General features: G+C 73.8%; 3 protein-coding genes and 1 pseudogene. 1 reads left to right on the top strand and 3 read right to left on the bottom strand.

The genetic code is table 11. The annotated features are described in order from the left end of the window. From FNQ90_RS18545 to FNQ90_RS18535, 3 genes and pseudogenes are all read right to left on the bottom strand, one after another. The coding region (locus tag FNQ90_RS18545; protein ID WP_182607406.1) for an arginine deiminase at positions 1-1,189 on the bottom strand (1,189 nt) is incomplete at its 3' end. A 74-nt stretch (positions 1,190-1,263) separates the two neighbouring features. Then, positions 1,264-1,767 (bottom strand): annotated as a pseudogene (locus tag FNQ90_RS28725) (polynucleotide kinase-phosphatase); the annotation flags it as partial. Continuing rightward, positions 1,751-1,966, bottom strand: coding sequence for a DUF3099 domain-containing protein (locus FNQ90_RS18535; RefSeq protein ID WP_407699392.1), 216 nt, complete (start codon positions 1,964-1,966; stop codon positions 1,751-1,753). The gene FNQ90_RS18535 and the pseudogene FNQ90_RS28725, both read right to left, overlap by 17 nt. 463 nt (positions 1,967-2,429) lie before the next feature. Here FNQ90_RS18535 and FNQ90_RS28210 point away from each other — a divergent pair. Continuing rightward, the coding region (locus tag FNQ90_RS28210) for a hypothetical protein (protein ID WP_267133073.1) at positions 2,430-2,841 on the top strand (412 nt) is incomplete at its 3' end.

The raw sequence follows: 2,841 nt of genomic DNA, 5'->3' as shown, positions 1-2,841 counted from the left end.
CGCCGCGCCCCCGCCCCAGCTCGCCGCCCGGGATCTCGATCACCTCCACGCCGTGCCGCCGCAGGTGCGTGTTGGTCGTCACGTTCCGCTCGTAGGTGACCACCACCCCCGGCTCCACCGCCAGCACGTTGCAGCCGTCGTCCCACTGCTCGCGCTCCGCCGCGTGCACGTCCTGCGTCGCGGTCAGCACCCGGATCCGGTCCCGTCGCAGGGCGTGCGCGATCGCGGTGTGCATGTGCTCCGGCGGATGGTCGGTGACGTTCAGCTCCGCGCCTCCCCGGCCCGGCTCGATCGTGTACGAGCGCAACATCCCCAGCCCCGCGTACTGGGTGAAGGTCCGCGTGTCGATCATCGTCAGCACCGTGTCCAGGTGCATGAACGCCCGCCGCTTCGGCATGTCCAGCGCCACGATCCGCCGCGCCGACCCCGCCGCGAACAACCCGCGCGCCAACAGCTCCACCGCCTGCGGCGTGGTCCGCTCGCTCATCCCGATCAGCACCGCCCCGTGCCCGAGCACCAGCACGTCCCCGCCCTCTATCGTGGACGGATACACGTCCTGGCCCTGCGACCACACCCGGAACGACTCGGCCTCCGGGCCCGCGAACAGCGGGTGGTACCGGTAGATCGCCTCGAAGTGCACCGTCTCGCGCTGCCGCGCCGGCCACCGCATCGCGTTGATCGACACCCCGTCGTACACCCACGCCGAGGTGTCCCGGGTGAACAGGTGGTTGGGCAGCGGCTCCACCAGGAAGTCGTCCGGATCCATCACGTGGAACCGCACCGAGGTCGGCTCCGGGTGCGCCTCCAGGTACTCCCGCTTGGTCATCCCGCCGATCAGCGCCTCCGTCAGCGCCGGCACCGACAACCCCTCGAACGCCTCCCGTAGCCGGCCCGTGGCCAGCGGCCCGTAGGCGTACTCGTCGAAGACCCGGTCCAACACCAGTTTCCGTGCCTCGGGGATCGCCAGAACCTCCTCCAACAACTCCCCGAACAGGTGCACCTCCACCCCGCGCCCCCGGAGCACCGCCGCGAAGGCGTCGTGCTCCTGCTGGGCGCGCCGCACCCACAACACGTCGTCGAAGAGCAACTCGTCCTTGTTGGACGGCGTCAGCCGCTTGAGCTCCAACCCCGGACGGTGCAGGATCACCCGGCGCAGGCGGCCGGTCTCGGAATCCACGCGGAAAGCCATGCCCCCATCCTCACCCGGGGGGACCCCGGTCGGGGCGAGCGCCCCGACCGGCCGTGCGTATCGACTCAACCATCCGCGAGCGGACGCGCCGGCGCGCACCACTCCCGCCGGGCCGGCACCACCTCCCGCTCCGGCCACCGCAGGGCGGTGAGCGCCCCGCCGAAGACACCCCCGGTGTCCAGGCCGATCGTGCGGTTCACCCACCGGGCCCGGAGCATCGGCGTGTGCCCGTACACCACCTCGGCCGCGTCCCGGTGGTCCTCCGCCCACGGCAGTCGGACCGGCAGGCCGTACTCGTCCCTCTCTCCCGTCGTCGCCCCGTACGGGGCGTGCGCCCGCACCCGGCGCGAGGTCCGGCCGTGGTACCGGGCGGGCAGTCCGGCGTGCGCCACCACCAGCCGCCCCTCCGCGAGCCGCGGGTGATCCGGGAGGTCGGCCGGGAAGGCGCGCGTCCGCTCGGTGAACCCCGGCTCCGCCGCCTCCCGCCGGGCCGGCTGCTCCGGCGTGAGCTCCGGGCCGTGCCCCTCCAGTACGTTCCGGCCCGCGAGCGCGCGGGCGAGCCTACGGCTCCTCGTCCCACCACCGGTCCTCGGGCCCCCGGCGGTTGGCCACGATGGTCGCGATCGGCGGCAGGGCGGCGGCCACCACGCACATGCCGATCGCCACCGGCACCGACCAGTGCCGCACCACGGCCCAGGCCCCGACGAACAGGACCAGACAGGCGGCCATGAGCGCGAAGTAGCGGCGGCGTCGTCCCGCGTACGAGATGCCCTCCACCTCCCGGTTCCCGGTCGAGCCATGACCCCGTTCCGAGGTCGTACCATCCCATGATCACACCCGTCCCCGGGGTGGGCACCTCGCACAAGACGCCTCGGAGAAAACCGGGTCGGGGCGGGTTTTCGGCCGCCGCCGGGTGACTCCCGGGGCCCGGGGGACCGGCCCCGGAGCAGGCGATCACATCCGCTCGCCGTGCGGGGACAAAAGCGATCAACGGGTGAATCCCTCCGGTCGCTTCGCCGGTCGACGCGCCCGGGGACGGTCACCGGACGACGCCGTCGACCGGGGGGATCGACCGCCCCGGAGCCGGGAACCGCCCCGGAAACCGCGCCCCGCACACCGGATCGGGACCCCGGCCCCGGGCCGCTCCCCGTGGAGGACGACCGGAAGCACCCGTCTGGCCCGCTGTCGCGCGGGGGAGCCATGCGATGGCGATACGGCCGGGTCACGAGGGGGCTGAACGGTGCGGGGAAAATCCGCGAACATCCTGAAGGTGGTGGAGGAGGTGCGGGACCTCCTGAAGGATCCCGCCGGGGGGATCGTCGCCTCCCGGGAGGCGCTGGGCGAGGCGGTGAGCGAGGCGTCCCATCGCGGGACGGAAAGCCTCACCCGGGGCATCGCGGCGCTGCGGGAGGACAACCGGGAGCTTCGGGGGGTGTGGGAACGGATCGGGGACGAGTTGGCGGGACTCCGCGCGGCGGTGGAGGCACTGCGCGGTGAACCCGCCGGGACCCGGCTCGCCCCGGCCCGGGCCGGGGCGCCGGGCGCCGACACCGGGACGGACCCCGACACCACCACCGGCGACACGACCACCGGGGCCACCGGGTCCGCCCACGGGGAGCCGTGGGGCACGACAGGGGAGGACACCATGGGGC

It is taken from the genome of Streptomyces alkaliphilus (genome assembly GCF_014141535.1).
In the GTDB taxonomy this organism is placed as follows: domain Bacteria; phylum Actinomycetota; class Actinomycetes; order Streptomycetales; family Streptomycetaceae; genus Streptomyces; species Streptomyces alkaliphilus.
Note: the sequence above shows the minus strand (reverse complement) of the source record. Positions and strands in the feature narration are given on the sequence as shown.